Here is an 18,834-nt window from a genome sequence, read left to right as displayed (position 1 = left end):
ATCTCCAGTCAGAATTCAGATTCATCTTTGAAAGGTGAGGACGGCTCTGGCGCTTCGGTGAGCGAGAGCAATCCAGTGTCGCGGTCGTAAGCCAGGTACAGCACTTCCCCGGTCGCTTGGCCGGTGTAGCGGTCCTTGAGGATGCGGAAGGTGGTGGTTTGGCGAACCACGGGGTCTTCGGCCTGTTGGTCACGCTCAAGGCCGAACATGAAATAGCTCCAGAAGCCGATGGCACGGGAGCCTTTGAAGTGGCGAATCGTTACCCGTCCGCCTTCCTCATGGGGTTTGCCCTCGGGGGTGGTCAGGTGGGAGATGAACGTGATGATGATTCCCAGCTCGTTCGCCAGGCCCGCCATCTCTTTCATGATCTGCTCAAGCGAGCCCTTCTCATCTGCCGTGTCAGCCATCGCAGTGAGGTGGTCGATGTAGATAAGCTTGATGCCCTCGGAGACAGCCATGTAGCGCACCTTGCGCTTCACAATGTCCCACTCGGTTTCACCAAATGCGTCATACATGACCAGGTTTTCGCCCAGTGCATCTACGGCTGCATCCAGTTCCTCATCGGTCCAGCCAGCGGTTTCCTTGGGAACGTGGAAGCGTTTCCCGGCGATCTTCCCGGCCACACGCTTGGCGGTCTCGGTCGGTTTCTGCTCCAGGAAAATGGTGCCTACACGCTCGCCCAGGACTTGGATGTCGTAGGCGATTTGCTGCGTGAGGAAGTCGGTCTTGCCTACACCAGTACCCGCGCCCAGCCCGTAGACTTCGCCATAGCGGCGTCCATAGGTGAGTTGGGTGAGTGGATCAAGGAACCATGGCAAGCCCATGACCAGGGCCTTGCGAATCTCTTCGCGGAGGTCTCGGACGTTCACTACGCCATCAGGCCGGTACAGCTTTGCGTTCCAGATGGCTGTGACGATTTCCTGCTCACGGCCCGCTACCAGAAGTTCGTTGGCGTCCTTCATGGATAGCGTGGCGATCTTGCACTTGCCTGGGCTGAATAGCTCTGCGCATTCCTGCGCTGCTTCGCGGCCCGGTTCGTCCATATCGAACATGAGGATGACTTCTTCGAAGCTCTCCAGATATTCGATGTTTCGCTGAATGGCCTTGCGTGCTGCTGGGGCCCCGTTCGGGAGCGACACCACAGGCCACTTGTTGTTTTGCACCTGGGAGACGGACATCGCATCCAGCTCGCCTTCGGTGACAACAATCTTCTTGCCCCCACTCGCCCAAAGGTTCTGGCCGAAGAGGGTTAACTTTGCACCATCGCCCAGGATGGCGAAGCCTTTGTCCTGATCGCGCAGTTTCTGAGCGACCATCACACCACTGTTGTCGAAGTACGGGGCAACTTGGACTAGCCGCCCACGCACCTCACTTACGAAGTATCCGAACTTTCGGCAAGTCTCCAGGGTAAGTTTGCGCTTCATCAGCGGCTTGAATTCGCCGGAGATTAAACCTTCCATTCGTTTCGTTCGCCCTCCAGTAGTTGGGGTCTCGCCATCGCCGTGAACGTAATGCTCACAGGCAAAGCAATATTGGTGGTTGTCGGTGTAGATAGAGTTGGCATCACTTGAACCACAGTTTTCACAGGGCAGGTGTCGCACGAACTCACTCTCTGTTTCATGCTTTCGATTTTTCATGGGCAATAAAGAGGGCCAGCCCGGAGGCCAGCCCTTTATCAGAGTTGAGTGATAGACGTGGCGGCTGCCATATCCAACTGAGGGCCCACGGCTTTTATAAGTTGGCCGCTACCCACGGTTTAACGTCGAAGCTCGGGCAAGCCTTGGCTACTTTCGGGAAGTCCCGGTGGCCTTGGATTGTCGCGTTGGGGTATTTCTCTTTCAGTTCGCCCAGCAGGTGCTTGAGACTTGCGAATTGCTCGGGCGTGAAGTTGTTCTCGGGGACGTCGATGTCCGCCTCGGTGACTCCACCGGCCATGCAGATGCCTACGGAGTTGATGTTGTGGCCCTCTACGTGAGCGCCGATTTGATCCAGCTCGCGGCCCTCCTCGACCACGCCATTACGGCGGATGACGAAGTGGTAGCCGATGCAACGCCAGCCCTTGGCGCGGTGCCAGCGATTGATGTCAGCGGCTCCGATGTCTTGGGATGGGCGTGTGGCGCTACAGTGAACTACCAGGTAGTCCGTCTCAGCGCGGGGCTTAGTTCCAGCGTTATAGGTCATTGTTATTGTTCTTTGCTGAGGCCCTTGATGATCGACAAAGAGGCTTCGTTCACCGGCTCATTAAGCCAGGCGTGAGGAACCAACTTGTCGGCATACTTAAAGCCATTCTTGCTGCACCAGTCCGCGTAGGTGGTGGTACTGCGTTTATTTATTTTTGTTTTTGAGTTGGAGAAGACAAAGCGCACGTCAAGTTCGGGGTGCTGAGCTTTAACCAGGAGCTGCTTTTGGCGGTCCTCGGTCAAAAAACGGCCCTTAGTTTCGACGATGATGCCGTTCGCCAGTGCGAAGTCCGGGGTGTACTTGTGAACTTTCGCAGGCCGGGTATATGGAACTACCAGACTTTCGAAAGTGAAGCCCATGCCGACAGCCGTTAACTGGTCTGCGGCACGTTCTTCAAGCCCGGAGCGGAACCCATACTTGAGTCCCACTTGTTCGGCATCCAGGGGCGGCTTAGAAGTCTTCTTCGTAAGTGTTGCTTTCGCCACCTTCTTCCTCTTCTTCGAATTCGTCCTTTTCTTCTTGTTCTTGTTCGGCCACGGATTCGGCATCGAAACCGCCTTCCTCTTCACCGAAGCCGTATTCGCCAGCGGACTTGTTGCCGCCACTGCGCAGTTCGATGACTTGGACTGCGTTCAGGCGCAGCTTGATACCGGCCAGGGCGGTGCCTGGGATGAAGTACGGGGCTACTTCGAAGCTCACTTTGCCTTCGGTGCCGCCCCAGATGTCTGGGACTTTCAGCATCGGCTTGCCCTTGGCGTCAAACAGGGCTGGCTTGCGGGTCCACACGGAGCCGTCTTTCTTCGACTTGCCCGATGCAGCCATTTTGATGTTGAAGAACAGGCGGCCAGTCGGCTCCTCGGTCTCCTTGTCGTACTCCTCGGTGTACAGAGGCTGGACGGTCACGTCTTTCAGCTTCTTGCGGGCTTCGATCTTGAGCTTCTTGAACTCTTCGCGGCCATTTTCGATGGCGGCTTCGTGAAGCGGTTCCAGCTTCGCCAGGAAAGGCGCGGCCTCTTCTTGAGTCAGGATCAGGGTGACTTTGTACTCACCGTCCGGCTTCGGGTACTCATCGGTGCCGAAGTCAGGCTTGGTCAGTGCCGGGTAGCGGAAAATGCCACGCGGCGAGGTCATGGTTACGTTCTTGGGGCGTTTCTGATAGGACATTTTGGTACTCGTTTTGTGTGTGCGTGTTAGCGGCTGTGGCGCGCTTCCAGGGACGGAAGGTCAAAGCCTTGTTCAATCAACTCAGCGGCGAGGGCCATTGAGATGGAGCGACCCATGCCCCAAAGCGCGATTGCGCGGCCCAGGGCGGAGTCGTAGTTCTCGGGTTCGTTGCGTTGGTTATCTGCGGTGCCGAAGCGATTCATTGCGGTTCTCTCGATACGGCCACGGAGTTGTAGCCTGGGGTTATCCGTTGGGGTTGCCTACGGGGCCCAGGCGCACGTTTCCCGTTCCTCTGCACCGGCACGGTGGAGGCTCTATGGCAAAGGTCGGGGGAGTTGCGGGTGGTCCGTAGAGGTGTTGCGAAGGTGTTGCTGGTTCATCCGAGGCGTTGCGGCACTGGCACGGTGGAGGCTCTATGGCTGCTGCTGCGGATGAATGGGGAAAATTGGGGTGGTCTCGGGATCGGCTCAAATTTGAGCGGATGTCGCACTGGCACGGTGGAGGCTCGGGCGGAGACTGGGGTGTTGCGGCTTGGTTATCCGAATGTGGTCCCTCGGGCCCGGCTCAAATCTGAGCTGGGGTCGCACTGGCACGGTGGAGGCTCTGGCGGAGGGTTGCGGCTCGGTTATCCGAATGTGGCCCCACGGGAATTACCAGGGGGCCATTCGGAATGGTTCATTAATGGAAACGTTCCTTTTGTGGTTTGTTTCCATCAATGAGAACGATCAGGCAAAACAAAAACGCGACTCTGCTACGGCTGCCAGGCTCAGGCTGCCGCGCTTCGGTAGTTCTGCGAGCTTGGCCCGCGCTTTGTCGCTCAGTTGCGCGGCCAGTTCATCCCGGAAGCGCTCCAGAACGGCGGTCTCTTCGTACATTTCAATGAATGCCTTACGGACGGTCATGAAGAACAGCTCGGTTTCCCCGGCGGTGGTGCCGAAGCTGTCATGGATCATCGCAAAGCTCTTCAAGCCGGACTCCACGCCACGCACAACGGTGAGCATGAGGTGGGCGGCATCGCAGCTATGGACGAAGTTGGGGCTGATCCCCTGCGACTGCTTGCGCTTGTCCAGGGAGTCTTGCTCCTCGTTCATCAGGAGGCGCACACGGGCCCCGTTGATGGCCGTTTTGACGCGGCGAGCTACCACGGAGTTGTACGCCTGCATCACTGGGAAGCCCACGGCAGTGGTCCAGCACACCGGCAGTTCCTCTTTGGCGGCCAGGGTGGCAGCGTCCTGGAGCCACTTCATGGCTTCACCGGCTTTGACCAGTACCTGATTCACGGCTTCCCAAATGGCCTTTGCCATCCAGCCAGCGGCCCGGAAGCCATCCCCGGTGAACGGGAAGTGGCGAGCGTCCACGTTGCCTTCGGCATCGGTGGCCTTCTTGCGCGCTGGGTCCAGGATGTCCTCCATCACTTGGTCCTTGAAGCCGTACTCCTTGGAGCCGTAGGCCAGGGTCATGACGGAGCGCTTCGTGACTTTGCGGTTGATGCCGAAGCGGGTCCACTGCTGGGCCAGGTTCTTCGTGCCCTCCTGGACGTATGCCTTGCCATCAGCATCATGCTTGAGAACGTCTTCGGTGCCGTGCTTGGCATCATGGATAGCCCGTTCGATGACCTTTTTCGCTACCAGTCCGTACACGTCTGCCGGGAGGTCGCTGGGGACCAGGTTCACGGCTGCGCCACCGACCTCATCCCGGAGCATCGCGGAGAAGTGCTGGATGCCCGAGCATGAGCCGTCCATCGCAATCGGGAGCTTCGACACAAAGCGGTCCCCGTGTTCGCAATAGCCCTTCCACTCCAGGCAGAACGCCAGGAACTGCCATGGCTTGTCGATAGCCTGCGCACCTACGTGATCGGCCCAGCCGCGTGCCTGGAAAGGGTCAGCAGCAATCGCCAGGATTTCCGCTTGGTGATCGTGAACCCACTTCACGCGGTCCTCCAGGCTGGCCTTGTCGTACCCGGCCACGTTCGCCCCGTGGATTGCCAGCCACTTGGCCCCATGCTCGCCCAGCGGCTTGCCATAGGCGAAACGGAGCAAGCCCTTCGTGTGATCCGCGCCTTGAGGGTTCAGGTGTGGCACCGCGTAGATGCGGCCACGGAAGTCCAGTTGGTACGGGAAGTAAATCTTGCGGAACGGGGAGTAGCGGTTCGCAATGTCGAGGGACATAGAGACGTTGATACGGGCCCCTTGAATCTCCAGGTTATCCGAATGGACCTTGAACGCGGCTTTACGCCAGGCAGCGCGGGCCACTTCGTTGGTGTCGATGTCGAACGGCTTGGCTGGCTGCGGGATGCCCTCACGGGGCGGAAGGCCGCACCAGGTGGAGCCTTGTTCCCACAGCGTGGTCATGATTTTCAGGATGGGCGTGTTGATCTGCCACGCGGTGGCCTGAATGGCGTTGAGCGCGGTGTAGACCATCGGCATATCGACGTTGCCCAGCTCCTCCAGGTAGGCCCGGTTGCGGGTTTTCACCATGCGCAGCGGCTTGAGGCTGGACGACAGGTAGCCCCCATCGGTCGGTGAGGTCCAGTTGCGTGGCGGGACTACCATCGGCTCATACACCGGGCGCAGCATGGCCGTGACGTTGTTCTTACGGGCGATCCACTCCAGCGTGGACTCCAGCGGCTTCACGTACTTGAGCGCCTTTTCGGTGCCTTCGCCATTGGTGGCAATCTGGATCAGCCCCACGGAGTTCATCAGCAGCTCCAGGAGCTTCGTCCCTACGTGGATGCGGTCGTTGTTGCTCCAGTTGCTCCAGGTGTCCAGCGCGGAGGCCACACGGGTGGCGTAAATGTGCTTGTGGCGCTGGCTGGACCGCTTGTTGGCCCGCTCTACCAGTTGGTCGTACTTCTTGCGCTCCTTGTCACGGATGCCGGACAGACGCATTTCATCTTCCACGGACTGGGCGATGGAGACGGACACATGCTGGAGCGTGCGGGGCTGCGAGATGCCCGCCAGGGTGTGCTTGAGGGTCAGGTAGGCCAGGACATCGGCATCATAGCCACGTAGGAGTTTGTAGGCACTGCCCCAGCGGGACGACACACCGGCCTCAGACTCATCCATCCACGCCTTGATGGCCTCAGCCAGCGCCTTCATGCGGCCCGAAACGATGATGGAGCCGTACTCGGTCCCATCCTCAGCGCCCATTCGGCGGGCGGCCTCTACGTTACGCTCAAAACGGCTCACGCCACGCTGGGTCATCTCTTCTTCCAGACGGACTTGGGTGGCGATCAGGTCTTCACCATCCAGGCGGCCAGCTAAAGGAGTCATAGAGGTAGTCATAAAGGGAATCTCTTAGTAATCATCATTAAGTAATCATTTCTAAGGATGTCTTTAAGGATGTCTCTAAGGGTCATCTCAGAGGGCATCGCTAAGGAATCCAATTGTGGGTCCGCGACTCTGGATGTGGTCTCCCACAGCGCCCTGGCGCGGCCCTGGATGGCTCCTCAAGCGGGAATGTCTCGTCAATGAGTCAGTATCGTTTGAGAGAATCATCAGGCGTAGCTACCCCCTCCAGGCAAAAAACTGGCAGCCATAATGTGGTCCCACGGCTTCACGCGGACAGCACTCTCCCGCACTGGATTTTCCCCGGTCAAAAGGGGCCAGTGTGAGCCGGTCAAGGCCGACGAACGGTCAGTTAGGGATTCAGTGGGTGGGGGTCTCGGAGGTGGTCAAAAGGGGCCTTTGTGTCCCAAAAGTGTCCCTAATGCTCTCCCTTGCGAGAAGGTGATTGTAGATGGAAAAGGTATCATTCGTGCAAGTGATAGACGAAAAAAAATCCCCGAACCCTTGAGCCGTGAGGCTTTCAGGAATTCGGGGAGATTTTTTCTAATTCGTGGTGCGGACGAAGAGACTCGAACTCTTACAGCTTGCGCCGCTGGAACCTAAATCCAGTGTGTCTACCAATTTCACCACGTCCGCGTAACGCTTAAAACAAAGGCGCCAGATGCTATCGAGGCGCCTTCGAAAATATGGGGTGGACGATGGGAATCGAACCCACGACAACTGGAATCACAATCCAGCGCTCTACCAACTGAGCTACGCCCACCATATTGCATTACAGCCAACTTGCTTGCCAAAGCTGCCTAATGGCGCACCCGGCAGGACTCGAACCTGCGACCATCCGCTTAGAAGGCGGATGCTCTATCCAGCTGAGCTACGGGCGCTTAAGCTTCAAGCCTAACCGAACAAGTATTTAACAGCTAACTGCCAAACGACCCATTCTGCCCGACTTAGCCAACCAGTGCTAGGCTGTGCCCGACAAGTGCGGCGAATCTTATAGGCGACCCCGAAAGTCGTCAACACCTTTTTCAAAAAAATTTAAATTATTTAAGGGCTTAGGGGATTTGCCCGACCACCCGCCTTTGCCCTTCGCCCATGTCGTGCGAGAATGCGCGCTCTTTATTGTTTCCTTCTCGATGGTTAATCACGCGTCTATGACTGCACACCTAATCGATGGCAAGGCAATCGCCGCCAGCCTGCGCCAGCAGATCGCTCAACGTGTCGTGGAGCGTCGCCAGCAAGGCCTGCGTACGCCGGGCCTGGCGGTGATCCTGGTCGGCACCGACCCCGCCTCCCAAGTCTATGTCTCGCACAAGCGCAAGGACTGCGAAGAGGTCGGCTTCATTTCGCAGGCTTTCGACCTGCCCGCCGAGACCACGCAAGAAGCCCTGACCGAGCTGATCGACCGTCTTAACGACGACCCGGCCGTCGACGGCATTCTGCTGCAGTTGCCGCTGCCGGCGCACCTGGAGGCGTCGCTGCTGCTTGAGCGCATTCGCCCTGACAAGGACGTGGACGGCTTCCACCCGTACAACATCGGCCGCCTGGCCCAGCGTATTCCGCTGCTGCGCCCCTGCACACCAAAAGGCATCATGACCCTGCTGGAAAGCACCGGCCAGGATCTGTACGGCATGAACGCCGTCATCGTCGGCGCTTCCAACATCGTTGGCCGCCCAATGGCCATGGAGCTGCTGCTGGCCGGCTGCACCGTGACTGTCTGCCACCGCTTTACCAAGGACTTGGCCGGCCATGTAGGCCGCGCCGATCTGGTGGTGGTGGCCGCAGGCAAGCCGGGCCTGGTCAAAGGTGAGTGGATCAAGGAAGGCGCCATCGTGATCGACGTGGGCATCAACCGCCAGGCAGATGGCAAGCTGGTCGGCGATGTGGTCTACGAGACTGCCCTGCCCCGCGCCGGCTGGATCACCCCAGTACCGGGCGGGGTTGGGCCAATGACCCGGGCGTGCCTGCTGGAGAACACGCTGTACGCGGCGCAAGAGCTGCACAAGTAAAATTCGCACCTAGCGAAAACGGCACCTCTGGCAGGTGCCGTTTTTTTTGCCCGGCTCGAGGGCCCGGGCTTGATGCAAAGAGAAGAAATGGCGACCGCAAGGCGGGATTGGCAGGTAGCTTGCATTGGCCGTAGGGGGCGGGCCCTGCTCGAATCAGGTTCAAGGGTATCACCGGCACCGGGGGCGTGTTCGCTCACGCGCCCTGCTCAATCATGAACTTCCCGCTGCGCACCGAACTAGAGCGCGGCAGGCCCACTCGCCCCATAACTGGTCAGACCGGTAAGGCCAAAAACCCTTGCAAAGAACGATTTTTCGCGCTTTTATGGCCTGGCGCTGAACAAACCGGTAAGACCACAATAATTAAGTCCTGCGCTCTTTCGCCCCGTGCGGCTACCGAAGCAAGGACACCGATCTGAGACTTCTCCCATGCTCAAATGGTGCTCGCGTTCGATATTCCTGCAAGTCGTGCTTGGCCTTGCCCTCGGCATTGCCTGCGGCCTCAGCTTCCCCGACCTTTCGCTACAACTCAAACCCCTAGGCGACGGCTTCATCAAGCTGATCAAGATGCTCATCGGCCTGATCGTGTTCTGCGTGGTGGTCAGTGGTATCTCGGGCGCCGGCGACCTGAAAAAGGTCGGGCGCATCGGCTTGAAGTCGGTAATCTACTTTGAAGTGCTGACCACCCTGGCGTTGGTGATCGGCCTGGTATTCGCCTTCAGCAGCGGCATCGGCAGCGGCGCCAATATTCACCTGGACCAACTGTCCAGTGCCGATGCCAGCAGCCTGGCCGAGCGCGGTCAACACATCCATGGCGCCGCAGCGTTCTTCATGGACCTGATCCCTACCTCGGTGATCGGCGCCTTCGCCGACAACAACATCCTTCAGGTGCTGCTGTTTTCGGTGCTGTTCGGCAGCGCATTGAACCTGGTGGGCGACTCGGCCGCCGGCATTTCGCGGCTGATCAACGAACTAAGCCATGTGATCTTCCGCATCATGGGCATGATCGTGCGCCTGGCCCCGATCGGTGTATTCGGTGCCATCGCCTTCACCACCAGCAAATACGGCCTGGAATCGCTGCAGCACCTGGGCGGCCTGGTAGCGCTGTTCTACCTGACCTGTGCAGGCTTCGTGCTGATCGTGCTGGGTACCGTGATGCGCCTGTCGGGCCTGAAACTGTTGCCACTGATCAAGTACCTGCGTGAAGAGCTGACCATCGTGCTGGGCACCGCCTCTTCCGACGCCGTTCTGCCGCAGATCATGCGCAAGCTGGAACACCTGGGCATCGGCAGTTCCACGGTGGGGCTGGTGATTCCCACCGGCTACTCGTTCAACCTGGACGGTTTCTCCATCTACCTGACGCTGGCCATCGTGTTCATCGCCAACGCCACCGGCACACCGCTGGAGATGACTGACCTGCTGACCATTCTGCTGGTGTCGCTGGTAACTTCGAAAGGCGCGCACGGCATCCCTGGCTCGGCGCTGGTGATCCTGGCGGCCACGTTGACTGCCGTACCGGCGATTCCGGTTGTCGGCCTGGTGCTGGTACTTGCGGTGGACTGGTTCATGGGCATCGGCCGGGCACTGACCAACCTGATCGGCAACTGTGTAGCCACCGTGGCGATTGCCCGCTGGGAAAAGGACATCGACCTGGAACGTGCCAACAACGTACTGGCAGGCAAACCCGGCTTTGCCCCGTTGCCACGCAAACAGCCCAATGCCCACCAGCAGGAATTCTGAGCGAACGTGGCCGGCACTGATGCCGGCCCTTCAAGGAGCGAACCGTGATCAGCTCATCGACCGTCGTCAATTCAGTGGTGGAAAAACTCCGCCAGGCCCTGGCCCGCGGCCAGTGGCGCAGCGGCGACATGCTGCCAGGCCAGCGCGAGCTGGCTGAACAACTGGGCATCAGCCGGCCCAGCCTGCGCGAGGCGGTAACCGTGCTGGAAACCCTGGGCCTGGTGCGCGCGCTGCCGGGCAAGGGTGTACTGGTGCTGGATGCCGAAGCTGCCGCCCTGGAACCGGGGCTGGATACCAGCGCCGCCGCCAGCCTGGCTGACGTACTGGAACTGCGCTACACCCTTGAACCGTTCATCGTCGGCCTGGTGGCACAATCGGCCAACAGCCAGGATGTTGGCCAGTTGCGCCTCACCCTGATGGACATGCGCGAAGCGCTGGAGGCCGATGACAGCGAAGCTGGGGTCAGGGCCTATATCGCTTTCCATGAGGCCCTCTTCGCCCTGACCACCAACCCGATCTTCCAGAGTGTCGTGCAGCAGACCGGCAACGCCCTTAAACAGAGCGCCGACATGCTGCGCAACTCACCGGAGCATCTGGCTGCAAGGCTGAAGGAGAACGAGGCCGTAGTACGCGCCATTCGCGAACGCAACAGTGCCCTGGCCAGTGCCCAGATGCGCCAGCACATCCTGGCCGAGGGCGCGCGCATGGGCATCCCGCTGAACATCCCGGATGAACACCTGCATCCATGACCTGAGGAGAGCGACCATGAACGCCGCCCCCCACTTGCCTGCCCTGCTCGCGGCCGGCGAAACCCGCCTGTCGGCCGAGCAAATCTACCCACGGCTGTTCGACACCATTCTCGAACAGCGCCTGCCCCCCGGCAGCCTGCTGCCCGAGCAGGCGTTGGGCCAGGCGTTTGGGGTCAGCCGTACCGTGATCCGCCGCGTGCTCGGGCGCCTGTGTGACCAGCAAGTGGTGGTGCAGCGCCCTAGCCACACCGCGCACCTGGCAGCCCCCGACCCCGAGCAGGCGCGGCAGGTGCTCAGTGCCCGGCGGCTGGCGGAGACCACCCTGATCACCCTGGCCGCACAGCGCGCCCGCCCTGCGCAGATACGTCAACTGCGCCAGTTGGTTGAACGTGAGCGCCAGCACCATGAAAGTGGCGAGCGTTGCGCGGCGATCCGCCTGGGTGGCGAGTTCCACCTCAAACTGGCGCAAGTGGCGGCCAATGCACCCCTGGCACGGTTTCTCAACGGCCTGGTGCCGATGACCTCGCTGATCATTGCCCGCTACGAGTCGCCGTGCTGCGAACATTGTGCGTGGGAAGAACACGCGGCGATCATCGATGCCGTGGAGCAAGGCGATGCCGAGGCGGCATTGGGGCTGATGCACACCCACCTCGACCGGCTGGAAGACAAACTCGACCTGGCGTAGCCCGCGCGCAAGGGCCAAGCCCGCTCCTGACGGCCATGCACCGGTCCAGCAGCGGGTGTACCAGGCGGTGGCCTGTAGCGCCCGAGTCAAGCCTTGGCCATGGCCGAGGTCGGTAAGCCGAAGATCCGGTCAAACACCCAGTTGTAGGCGAAGGTGTAGCAAGGGATCAGCACAATGAACGCCATGTCCACCAGCAGTGCCTCTACCAGTGTCATGTCCAGCCACCAAGCAATCAGCGGGATCAGATACACCACCAGGGTCAGCTGAAAGCCGACCGCATGCGCCACCCGTCGCGCCACGCTGCGGCCGCGCTTGGCCTGGCGGCTTTCCCAGCGCTCGAACAACGTGTTGAAAATCAGGTTCCAGAGCATGGCAATGGTTGTGATCATCACCGCCAATGGCCCGGTATGCGACGCCTGGGTCTCTGACAGATAAGCCAGCCCGAGGGTCGACATGCTCAGCCCTATCAGCTCATAGCACGTCACGTACACCAGTTTGCGCTTCAAACCCTGCACCTGCATTTCCCTCCAATACCAATAACGAAGGGCGCGATAATGCTTCACCTCGCTTGACAGCAAAAGTCAGCAGCTGTCAGATCTGCTGACAGGAGGCTGCCATGAACTTTTCCAGCGACAACATCCAGCTGTTTCTTGCCGTGCTCGACCGCGGCTCGTTCTCCGCCGCCGCTCGCGCCCTCAAACGGGTACCGTCGGCGGTCAGCATGGCCATTGGCAATCTGGAAGCGGAGCTGGGATACAGCTTGTTCGAACGCGGGCCCCGCGAAGTTCGGCCCACCGCCCGGGCCTTGGCCCTGGAACCGCACGCCAGGCTGATTGCCGAGCAACTCGGGCTGTTGCAAGTCCATGCCTTGGAGCTCTCACAGGGGCTAGAAAGCAGCCTGACGCTGGCGGTGGTGCCGGACATCGATCACCGCCCGTTGCTGGCGGCTATCGCCGACCTCGGTGTGCGCCACCCATTGCTCGATATCGCTTTGCTCAGCGCCCCGCAGGAAGAGGCCCTGCACTTGCTGGACAGCGGCCGCGCCGATCTTTGCGTGGCCTTCGCTGGCCTGCAGGTGGATGCGCGCCGGGGCTTTCAGCACATCGGTATGGAAGCCTTGGTAGCCACCCTCGCCCCTAGCCACCCGGCGCTGCGTGAAGCACGCATCCACTACCTCGAAGACCTGACCCGGGTGCGCCAGATCCTCGTGCGCAGCCGGGACCTGCCGCTGGCCGATCCACGCCCGCTGATCGGCGCCACGCACTGGTCGACCGACAGCTTCGACCTGGCCCTGCAGATGGTCGAAGCCGGCCTGGGCTGGGGCGACCTGCCGTTGTCTCGGGTAGCCCCACTGCTGGCAACCGGGCGCTTGGTGCGCCTGGCCTTTCGTAATACGCGCAACGAGTTGCAACTGCCGGTGCATATCCTGTGGCGCAAACAACAGCCACTGCAGCAAGCGGCGAGGTTGCTGATAGAGCAACTGGCCAAGGGCTGAGTGCCGTCTGTCGAAAGGTCTGTAAGAAATTACTGTAAGTACTTCAATGTTTTACCCCCCGAGCCGATATCCCGGTCGATAGGCCCCGCAGAACGTCATAAGCGCGCTGCGTCCTCCCCACATTGGCTCAAGGTCTCGAAACATGAACCTGAAATTTCGCCACAAGATCCTGCTCAGTGCCTGCGGCGTCGTGGTCCTGGCATTCGCCCTGTTCACGCTTTATAACGACTACCTGCAACGCAACACTATCCGCCAGAACATAGAAGCCTCGGTGCAGCAGGCCGGGGCCTTGACCGCCAGCAGCGTGCAAAACTGGATGAGCGGCCGCATCCTGGTGCTGGAAAACCTGGCCCAGGATATCGGCCAGCAGGGTGCCGGCGAGACCCTGGCCGGGTTGATCGAGCAACCCTCCTACACCCGCAACTTCCTGTTCACCTACCTCGGTCAGGCCAACGGGGTGTTCACCCAGCGCCCGGACGCCCAGATGCCTGCCGGCTACGACCCACGGCAACGGCCCTGGTATGCAGCGGCGGCCAATGCCGGGCAAACGGTGCTGACGCCACCGTACCAGGGTGCGGTCGGCGGCCTGATGGTCACTATCGCCACCCCGGTGAAAAGCAAGGCCACGGGGGAAATGATCGGTGTGGTTGGCGGTGACCTGACCCTCGATACCCTGGTGGAGATCATCAACTCGGTGGATTTCGGTGGTCTCGGCCACGCCTTCCTCGCCGATGCCAATGGCCAGGTGATCGTCAGCCCGAACAAAGACCAGGTCATGAAAAACCTGAAGGACATCTACCCCGGCAGCGACCTGCGCGTTGCCGCCGGCATGCAGGATGTCACCCTGAACGGTCAGGACCGGATCATTTCGTTCGCGCCGGTCGCCGGGCTGCCTTCGGCCCAGTGGTACATCGGCTTGTCGATCGACAAGGACAAGGCCTACGCCGCACTCAGCCAGTTCCGCACATCGGCCATCATCGCCATGCTGATTGCCGTGGCGGCCATTGCCGGCCTGCTGGGCCTGCTGATTCCACTACTGATGCGCCCGCTGACCACCATGGGCCGCGCCATGCGCGATATCGCCGAGGGAGAAGGCGACCTGACCCGCCGTCTGGTGGTGCAGAACCAGGACGAATTCGGCGAACTGGCAACGTCGTTCAACCGCTTTGTCGAACGCATTCACGCCTCGATCAGCGAAGTGTCGTCGGCCACCCGCCTGGTGCATGACCTGTCGGAGAAAGTGGTCAGCGCGTCGAATGCGTCGATCAGTGGCTCCGAAGAGCAGAGCATGCGCACCAACAGCGTGGCCGCAGCCATCAACGAGCTGGGCGCCGCGACCCAGGAAATCGCGCGCAACGCCGCAGATGCCTCGCAGCATGCCAGTGGTGCCAGCGAGCAGGCCCACGGTGGCCGGGAAGTGGTGGAAGAAGCGATCAACGCCATGACTGCGCTGTCGCAGCGCATCAGCGAATCGTGCGCACAGATTGAAACGCTCAATGCCAGCACTGATGAAATCGGCAAGATTCTGGACGTGATAAAAGGCATCTCGCAGCAGACCAACTTGCTGGCACTGAACGCTGCGATCGAGGCGGCACGCGCGGGCGAAGCGGGTAGAGGCTTTGCCGTGGTGGCCGACGAGGTGCGCAACCTGGCCCACCGGACCCAGGAATCGGCAGAAGAAATCCACCGCATGATCACCAGCCTGCAAGTCGGTTCCCGCGAAGCGGTGCACACCATGAACACCAGCCAGGTGTCCAGCGAGCAAACCGTGCAAGTGGCCAACCAGGCCGGTGAGCGGCTGGCTAGCGTCACCCAGCGTATTGGCGAGATCGACGGCATGAACCAGTCGGTGGCCACCGCTACCGAAGAGCAGACCGCCGTGGTCGAAAGCCTCAATCTGGACATTACCCAAATCAATGCGCTGAACCAGCAAGGGGTAGAGAACCTTAACGAAACCCTGCGCCACTGCGATCAACTGGCGCAGCAGGCCGGCCGGTTGAAGCAATTGGTGGGGAGTTTCCGGATCTGAGAACCCGGGGGCGCCCAGCGCCCCCATCTTTACGCGGTTATAACCTAATAACGAACAAGTCTATTTGGCTATAAAAAAATCTATATGCTGGCTGCATCCGATAACGGGCAATGTTGGGCGGTCGAGTAGCGTATGGATGTAGGTTCTTTTGGTTTCACCATTGCGGGACTGGTCGTGGGTTTCATCGTCGGCATGACCGGCGTCGGTGGCGGTTCGCTGATGACCCCGATCCTGTTGTGGTTCGGTATCAACCCGGCGACGGCCGTCGGCACCGATCTGCTCTATGCCGCCATCACCAAGGCCAGTGGCGTCTGGGTGCATGCACGTAACAAGAACATCGACTGGAAGATCACCGGCCTGCTCAGCCTCGGCAGCGTGCCTGCGGCCGCATTGACCCTGTGGTTCCTGAGCACCCTGCATACCGACACATCGGCGCTCAATGCCATCATCAAGCAAGGCCTGGCGGTGGTGTTGATCCTCACCGCGCTGGCCATTCTGTTCAAATCGCGGCTGCAGGCTTTCGCCAGCCACCATGCCGGCGATCACTACCACCTCAGCGCAGGTACCCTGAATACCCTCACCGTGCTGACCGGCGTGGTGCTGGGGGTGATGGTGACCCTGACCTCCATCGGCGCCGGCGCCCTGGGTACCGTGGCGTTATTCCTGCTGTACCCGTTTCTGGTCACCCGTCGCCTGGTCGGTACGGAAATCGCCCATGCCGTGCCGCTAACGCTGGTGGCAGGCCTTGGCCATGCCGGCATGGGCAATATGGACTGGTCGTTACTGGGCTACCTGCTGCTGGGTTCTCTGCCGGGCATCTACCTGGGCAGCCACCTCACCGGGCGGATCTCCGACCGCGTGCTGCGTCCGTGCCTGGCCGCCATGCTGTTGTTGATCGGCTACAAGCTGGCGTTCTGAACCTCACCCAGGCGCAGCCGCCACTGCCCGGTATGGCTCAGTTCCAGACGTGACAGCGGCAACACATCGATACGCTGCCCGGCACTCATCGGGCAGCCCAGTACCTGCACCAGCACAGCACGTATGACCTGCGGATGGGTGACCGCCAGCCATTCACCCGGCCTGTCGAAAGCCGCCAGCCAGGCGGCCATCCGCTGGCACAGCGCAGCGAACGACTCCCCGCCATGCACGTTACTGGCTGGCTCCCGTAACCAATCGGCCAACGCTTCTGGCTGCTCGGCCTGCAACTGCTTCAGCGCCATGCCCTGCCAATGCCCGAGGTCGCAATCGGCCAAGGCGGGCTCGACATGCACCGTGCTCGACAACCACGCCGCTGTTTCGCAGGCGCGCCGCTCTGGCGCCGTCAGCAACTGCACCGCTGGCAGGAGAGGCGCCGGCGGTTGCGAAAGCGGCAGGATGCCGTCATCAGCGCAGTGCAGGCGCCCAGTCTTCTGGGCCTGAGTCAGGGCATGGCAAAAAAGGGTCAAACGGGTAGCTTTCATCAAGTGCCTCGGGTGGCGGGCTGGTGCACAGTGCTTGGCATGCTGAACACTATGCCAGCGCAGGCGCCTGCGCCACCAATGACCAACCGCCACGCCCATCCACCTCCAGCCGGTGAGTATGAAAACCTGCCAGGGTGCTGCGGTGCCCGACACTGATCAACAGTGCACCAGGCATTTCCGAGCGCAGCAGCGCATACAGGGCATGCTCGAGCCCCTCATCCATCGCTGAGGTGGACTCATCAAGAAACACCACCTGCGGCCGGTTGAACAGAACCCGGGCAAAAGCCAGGCGCTGCTGCTCGCCCACCGACAGAATATGCGCCCAATCGCAGCTGACCTCCAGGCGCTCGGCCAGGTGCCCAAGATTGACCTGGTGCAGTACCTGCTGCATACGCGCCTGATCCTCGGGCTGCCCCACCGCCGGGTAGGCAATGACCGTGCGCAGGTCCCCCAAAGGCAAATAGGGACGCTGCGACAGGAACAGCGCCTGATGGCCCAGTGGGCGCCGCACCTCCCCTTCGGCATAGGGCCACAGGCCGGCCAGGGCGCGTAGCAGGGTAGTTTTGCCGCTGCCTGAAGGCCCCTTGATCAACAGCGCCTGGCCAGCTTGCAGGCTCAGGTTCAGATCAGTGATCAGGGCGTGTCCATCCGGGCGCAGCACTTTCAGGTCGGCAATCTGCAGCGCATGGGCCTGCTCCGCGGTGAGTACCCGCGGCAATACCCTTGCCTGCGCGTTGGCATCGAGAAAACCGGTCAGACGGTCCAGCGTAGCCCGGTACTGCGCGAATTCATCGTACGATTCACGAAAGAACGACAGTGCATCCTGCACCTGCCCAAATGCCTGAGACGTTTGCATGACGTCACCCAGCTTGATTGCCCCGCTGAAGAAGCGCGGTGCCTGCAGAATGAACGGGAACACGACTGCCACCTGGCTGACCCCCAGGTTGAAACCACTGAACTTGAGGTTTCGGAATACCAGCGCCCAGGCATTCACGATCAGTGCCGCGAAGCGCCCCAGCAAGGTGCCCCGCTCAACCTCGGCACCTTGGTAGAAAGCGACATTCTCGGCATTCTCACGCAGGCGCATCAGCGCATAGCGGAAGTTGGCGGTGAGCTTTTCGTTGAGGAAGTTCAGGCGAATCAAAGGCTGGCCCAGGCGGAAGGCGATCCAGGTGGCGACGACCACATACAGGTACACGGCAAACACCATCGCCCTGGGAATTTCAACACCGGCCACGGCCAACGGCGCTGACAACCCCCAGAGGATCCCGGTGAACGCCACCAGGGACACCAGCGCACTGACTGCCCCCAAGGCCAAGGACAGGGAGTTGCTGACGAAGGCGTTTACGTCCAGCTCGATACGCTGGTCGGGGTTGTCGATCGGTTCAGCAAGAAATTGTCCACGGTAGTAAGCATCACCGTGCATCCAGTCACGGGTCAGGCGCTCGGTCAACCATACCCGCCAGGTGATGCTGAAGGCCTGGTTCACATAGAAAGAGCACAGCGAGCGCAGCACATGGATGCTGGCCAGCACGGCGAAGACCCCGAGCAGGTACCAGAATGCCCCTTGGTCCAGCCCCTGCAAAGCGCTGTAAAACCCGTTGTACCAGAACGAGAACAGCACATTGAGGCGTACGGAAAACAACGTCAGCACCAGCAGCAACGCAAACACCAGCAGTGGCCGCCAACTGCGTTTGTAACTGAAATAAGGCCCCGCAAGTTGCCAGAACTGGCTGCCCCAGCGGGTGTAGCGTACGGCCAGAATAGCGGCGGCAGTGAAGCCGACAAAGGTGATGAACGAGGCGATTGCCAGCCAATTCAGGCTCTCTTGCAAGGCCTGGTGCCAGTTCATGTCCATGGTGAATGTCCGTGCTGAGTATTTCCGCGAGCGTAGCACTGCCCTATAACGCTTCAGGCATACATGACGTACATTTCATGAAAGCTGGCTGGCACGGGCTGCGCCCGTGTTCGCGGGCACGCCCGCTCCCACAGTGATGGTGCCGGGGATTATTTTTGGCCCATAAAGACAAAACCCCTACCT

At 60.6% G+C, this 18,834-nt stretch carries 16 protein-coding genes, 3 tRNA genes and 1 pseudogene; 8 read left to right on the top strand and 12 right to left on the bottom strand.

Going from position 1 to position 18,834, the window contains the following annotated elements; genetic code table 11:
• Nucleotides 1-8: 8 nt before the first annotated feature.
• The 9 genes from G1E_RS09930 to G1E_RS09895 all read right to left on the bottom strand — a co-directional run bounded on the left by G1E_RS09930 (nucleotide 9) and on the right by G1E_RS09895 (nucleotide 7,513).
• Complete coding sequence (locus G1E_RS09930) at nucleotides 9-1,601, bottom strand: toprim domain-containing protein (RefSeq protein ID WP_227743090.1); 1,593 nt, start codon at nucleotides 1,599-1,601, stop codon at nucleotides 9-11.
• Between the two features lie 130 nt (nucleotides 1,602-1,731).
• Complete coding sequence (locus tag G1E_RS09925) at nucleotides 1,732-2,181, bottom strand: N-acetylmuramoyl-L-alanine amidase (RefSeq protein WP_047149793.1); 450 nt, start codon at nucleotides 2,179-2,181, stop codon at nucleotides 1,732-1,734.
• Between the two features lie 2 nt (nucleotides 2,182-2,183).
• Nucleotides 2,184-2,666, bottom strand: a complete 483-nt coding sequence (locus G1E_RS09920; RefSeq protein ID WP_227743089.1) for an endodeoxyribonuclease — start codon at nucleotides 2,664-2,666, stop codon at nucleotides 2,184-2,186.
• Nucleotides 2,632-3,345 carry a single-stranded DNA-binding protein gene (locus G1E_RS09915; RefSeq protein WP_009682638.1) on the bottom strand — a complete coding sequence of 238 codons (714 nt, stop codon included), beginning with the start codon at nucleotides 3,343-3,345 and terminating at the stop codon, nucleotides 2,632-2,634. The genes G1E_RS09920 and G1E_RS09915 overlap by 35 nt, the downstream gene beginning before the upstream one ends.
• 26 nt (nucleotides 3,346-3,371) lie before the next feature.
• A complete protein-coding gene (locus tag G1E_RS28280) occupies nucleotides 3,372-3,548 on the bottom strand; it encodes a hypothetical protein (protein WP_009682639.1) in 177 nt (58 codons plus the stop codon).
• 522 nt (nucleotides 3,549-4,070) lie between these two features.
• A complete protein-coding gene (locus G1E_RS09910) occupies nucleotides 4,071-6,617 on the bottom strand; it encodes a DNA-directed RNA polymerase (RefSeq protein WP_009682640.1) in 2,547 nt (848 codons plus the stop codon).
• Between the two features lie 566 nt (nucleotides 6,618-7,183).
• Nucleotides 7,184-7,268: transfer RNA gene (locus G1E_RS09905), tRNA-Leu, on the bottom strand.
• A 51-nt stretch (nucleotides 7,269-7,319) separates the two neighbouring features.
• Nucleotides 7,320-7,395 (bottom strand) — tRNA-His (locus G1E_RS09900).
• 41 nt (nucleotides 7,396-7,436) lie between these two features.
• Nucleotides 7,437-7,513: transfer RNA gene (locus tag G1E_RS09895), tRNA-Arg, on the bottom strand.
• 270 nt (nucleotides 7,514-7,783) lie between these two features.
• On the opposite strand from G1E_RS09895, the gene folD reads away from it, so the two are divergent.
• The 4 genes from folD to G1E_RS09875 all read left to right on the top strand — a co-directional run bounded on the left by folD (nucleotide 7,784) and on the right by G1E_RS09875 (nucleotide 11,809).
• Complete coding sequence (gene folD, locus G1E_RS09890) at nucleotides 7,784-8,638, top strand: bifunctional methylenetetrahydrofolate dehydrogenase/methenyltetrahydrofolate cyclohydrolase FolD (protein WP_009682641.1); 855 nt, start codon at nucleotides 7,784-7,786, stop codon at nucleotides 8,636-8,638.
• A 426-nt stretch (nucleotides 8,639-9,064) separates the two neighbouring features.
• Nucleotides 9,065-10,375 carry a C4-dicarboxylate transporter DctA gene (locus G1E_RS09885; RefSeq protein WP_009682642.1) on the top strand — a complete coding sequence of 437 codons (1,311 nt, stop codon included), beginning with the start codon at nucleotides 9,065-9,067 and terminating at the stop codon, nucleotides 10,373-10,375.
• A 44-nt stretch (nucleotides 10,376-10,419) separates the two neighbouring features.
• The gene (locus tag G1E_RS09880) at nucleotides 10,420-11,124 is read left to right on the top strand and encodes a FadR/GntR family transcriptional regulator (RefSeq protein WP_009682643.1); all 705 of its coding nucleotides are present in this window, start codon (nucleotides 10,420-10,422) and stop codon (nucleotides 11,122-11,124) included.
• A 16-nt stretch (nucleotides 11,125-11,140) separates the two neighbouring features.
• On the top strand, nucleotides 11,141-11,809 hold the full coding sequence (locus G1E_RS09875; RefSeq protein WP_009682644.1) for a GntR family transcriptional regulator: 669 nt from the start codon (nucleotides 11,141-11,143) through the stop codon (nucleotides 11,807-11,809).
• A gap of 86 nt (nucleotides 11,810-11,895) precedes the next feature.
• On the opposite strand, the gene G1E_RS09870 is transcribed toward G1E_RS09875, so the two are convergent.
• Nucleotides 11,896-12,324: a PACE efflux transporter gene (locus G1E_RS09870; protein ID WP_009682645.1), complete on the bottom strand. Its 429-nt coding sequence runs from the start codon at nucleotides 12,322-12,324 to the stop codon at nucleotides 11,896-11,898.
• A 101-nt stretch (nucleotides 12,325-12,425) separates the two neighbouring features.
• Between G1E_RS09870 and G1E_RS09865 the strand changes: the two genes are divergently transcribed.
• The 4 genes and pseudogenes from G1E_RS09865 (at nucleotide 12,426) to G1E_RS09855 (ending at nucleotide 16,251) form a co-directional block, all read left to right on the top strand.
• On the top strand, nucleotides 12,426-13,304 hold the full coding sequence (locus G1E_RS09865) for a LysR family transcriptional regulator (RefSeq protein WP_009682646.1): 879 nt from the start codon (nucleotides 12,426-12,428) through the stop codon (nucleotides 13,302-13,304).
• Between the two features lie 142 nt (nucleotides 13,305-13,446).
• Nucleotides 13,447-14,478, top strand: a pseudogene (gene mcpA, locus G1E_RS30180) (methyl-accepting chemotaxis protein McpA); the annotation flags it as partial.
• Nucleotides 14,479-14,592: 114 nt separating this feature from the next.
• Nucleotides 14,593-15,333, top strand: a complete 741-nt coding sequence (locus G1E_RS30175; protein ID WP_370593823.1) for a methyl-accepting chemotaxis protein — start codon at nucleotides 14,593-14,595, stop codon at nucleotides 15,331-15,333.
• Between the two features lie 132 nt (nucleotides 15,334-15,465).
• A complete protein-coding gene (locus G1E_RS09855; protein ID WP_009682648.1) occupies nucleotides 15,466-16,251 on the top strand; it encodes a sulfite exporter TauE/SafE family protein in 786 nt (261 codons plus the stop codon).
• On the opposite strand, the gene G1E_RS09850 is transcribed toward G1E_RS09855, so the two are convergent.
• Both G1E_RS09850 and G1E_RS09845 read right to left on the bottom strand, forming a co-directional pair.
• Nucleotides 16,233-16,793, bottom strand: a complete 561-nt coding sequence (locus G1E_RS09850) for a histidine phosphatase family protein (RefSeq protein WP_009682649.1) — start codon at nucleotides 16,791-16,793, stop codon at nucleotides 16,233-16,235. The genes G1E_RS09855 and G1E_RS09850 overlap by 19 nt on opposite strands.
• Nucleotides 16,794-16,842: 49 nt before the next feature.
• Nucleotides 16,843-18,651 carry an ABC transporter ATP-binding protein/permease gene (locus G1E_RS09845; RefSeq protein WP_009682650.1) on the bottom strand — a complete coding sequence of 603 codons (1,809 nt, stop codon included), beginning with the start codon at nucleotides 18,649-18,651 and terminating at the stop codon, nucleotides 16,843-16,845.
• Nucleotides 18,652-18,834: the final 183 nt, after the last annotated feature.

Source organism: Pseudomonas sp. TJI-51, assembly GCF_000190455.2.
Classification (GTDB): Bacteria; Pseudomonadota; Gammaproteobacteria; order Pseudomonadales; family Pseudomonadaceae; genus Aquipseudomonas; species Aquipseudomonas juntendi.
Note: the sequence above shows the minus strand (reverse complement) of the source record. Positions and strands in the feature narration are given on the sequence as shown.

What these genes read in the sequence shown, in the direction of transcription:
- G1E_RS30175 (WP_370593823.1), top strand. Translation starts at nt 14,593, where the DNA reads ATGCGCACCAACAGCGTGGCCGCAGCCATCAACGAGCTGGGCGCCGCG.
- G1E_RS09845 (WP_009682650.1), bottom strand. Translation starts at nt 18,651, where the DNA reads ATGGACATGAACTGGCACCAGGCCTTGCAAGAGAGCCTGAATTGGCTG.
- G1E_RS28280 (WP_009682639.1), bottom strand. Translation starts at nt 3,548, where the DNA reads ATGAATCGCTTCGGCACCGCAGATAACCAACGCAACGAACCCGAGAAC.
- G1E_RS09865 (WP_009682646.1), top strand. Translation starts at nt 12,426, where the DNA reads ATGAACTTTTCCAGCGACAACATCCAGCTGTTTCTTGCCGTGCTCGAC.
- G1E_RS09850 (WP_009682649.1), bottom strand. Translation starts at nt 16,793, where the DNA reads ATGAAAGCTACCCGTTTGACCCTTTTTTGCCATGCCCTGACTCAGGCC.
- G1E_RS09915 (WP_009682638.1), bottom strand. Translation starts at nt 3,345, where the DNA reads ATGTCCTATCAGAAACGCCCCAAGAACGTAACCATGACCTCGCCGCGT.
- G1E_RS09875 (WP_009682644.1), top strand. Translation starts at nt 11,141, where the DNA reads ATGAACGCCGCCCCCCACTTGCCTGCCCTGCTCGCGGCCGGCGAAACC.
- G1E_RS09885 (WP_009682642.1), top strand. Translation starts at nt 9,065, where the DNA reads ATGCTCAAATGGTGCTCGCGTTCGATATTCCTGCAAGTCGTGCTTGGC.
- G1E_RS09910 (WP_009682640.1), bottom strand. Translation starts at nt 6,617, where the DNA reads ATGACTCCTTTAGCTGGCCGCCTGGATGGTGAAGACCTGATCGCCACC.
- folD (WP_009682641.1), top strand. Translation starts at nt 7,784, where the DNA reads ATGACTGCACACCTAATCGATGGCAAGGCAATCGCCGCCAGCCTGCGC.
- G1E_RS09855 (WP_009682648.1), top strand. Translation starts at nt 15,466, where the DNA reads ATGGATGTAGGTTCTTTTGGTTTCACCATTGCGGGACTGGTCGTGGGT.
- G1E_RS09925 (WP_047149793.1), bottom strand. Translation starts at nt 2,181, where the DNA reads ATGACCTATAACGCTGGAACTAAGCCCCGCGCTGAGACGGACTACCTG.